2 protein-coding genes are annotated in these 960 nt (G+C 64.1%); both read right to left on the bottom strand.

Going from position 1 to position 960, the window contains the following annotated elements:
- On the bottom strand, window positions 1-581 hold a 581-nt coding region (locus tag EGK76_RS15310; RefSeq protein ID WP_233580335.1), incomplete at its 3' end, for an IS3 family transposase.
- The gene (locus EGK76_RS15305) at window positions 551-907 is read right to left on the bottom strand and encodes a transposase (RefSeq protein ID WP_123833187.1); all 357 of its coding nucleotides are present in this window, start codon (window positions 905-907) and stop codon (window positions 551-553) included. The genes EGK76_RS15310 and EGK76_RS15305, both read right to left, overlap by 31 nt.
- Between the last annotated feature and the right edge of the window lie 53 nt (window positions 908-960).

Raw genomic sequence — 960 nt, 5'->3', positions numbered from 1 at the left:
GCGATGAACTCGATGCCGCGATCGCTATGGAACAATGTGCCCTGCGCGGGCTTACGCGTGCGCAGAGCCGCAGCAAGTGCGCGGCAGGTCAGCGTCGTCGTTCGATCCTTGCCCAACGCCCAGCCAAGCAGCCGCCGCGAGTGGCGATCCATGATCGTGGCGAGGTAGCGCCACTCGCCGCGCACCTTGAGATAGGTGACGTCGGCCACCCAGACCTTGTCGATGGCGCTGGCATCCACCGCGTGCGCACGGCTCTCGATGCTGGCGAGAAAACGGGCAAGCCCCGGCCGTCGGCGGTACTGGCGTGCGGAGCAGGCGCGAACGCCTGTTTCCCGCATCAATCGCTCGATCCGGCGCCGGCCGACTGACTCGCCCGACTGGCGCAGGGCTGCATGCACGCGTGGGCTGCCATAGGTCTCGCGGCTCTGTGCATGGACAGCGCGGATCCGGTCGACCAGAACCGCGTCGTCTTGAGCGCGCTGACTTGGCGGTCGCTGCTGCCACGCATAGAAGCCGGATGCGCTGACGCCGTAGAGCCGGCACATCGTTCTCACCGGGCAGGCTTCCTGGTGGTGCGCGATAAAGGCGAAGACGTCGGCTTTCGAGCCGAAGTGAACGCGATGGCTTTTTTTAAAAGGTCATGCTCGACCTGTAGCCGTTCGTACTTCCGCTTCACTTCGCGCAGCGCCTTGAGCTCTGCGGCCACTGTCCTGTCCAGCTCCGTACCCTTGGTCACGATCACTCCCTCGCGGGCCAACCTGCGCCAACGAGACAACATGAAAGGGTGGATGTAAAGCGACTCGGCAACGTCGGCGACGGAGACGCCGGGAAGCTCGCTCAGGCGCACTGCTGTGGCTTTGAACTGGTCGGTGTAACGGTAGGTTGTTCTGGGGCCTGGTGTTGCCATGGGGCGCTCCTGACAGTTAGGTCAGGGTGTCCACTAAAGCGAAGGAACTACCG

Origin of the sequence: Luteimonas sp. 100069 (assembly GCF_003813845.1) — a bacterium.
Classification (GTDB): Bacteria; Pseudomonadota; Gammaproteobacteria; order Xanthomonadales; family Xanthomonadaceae; genus Luteimonas; species Luteimonas chenhongjianii.
The sequence above is the reverse complement of the archived record's forward strand: the minus strand, read 5'-3'. Positions and strand labels throughout refer to the sequence as shown.

Excerpts from the sequence above, each read along its gene's own strand:
- EGK76_RS15305 (WP_123833187.1), bottom strand. The coding sequence starts at position 907 with ATGGCAACACCAGGCCCCAGAACAACCTACCGTTACACCGACCAGTTC.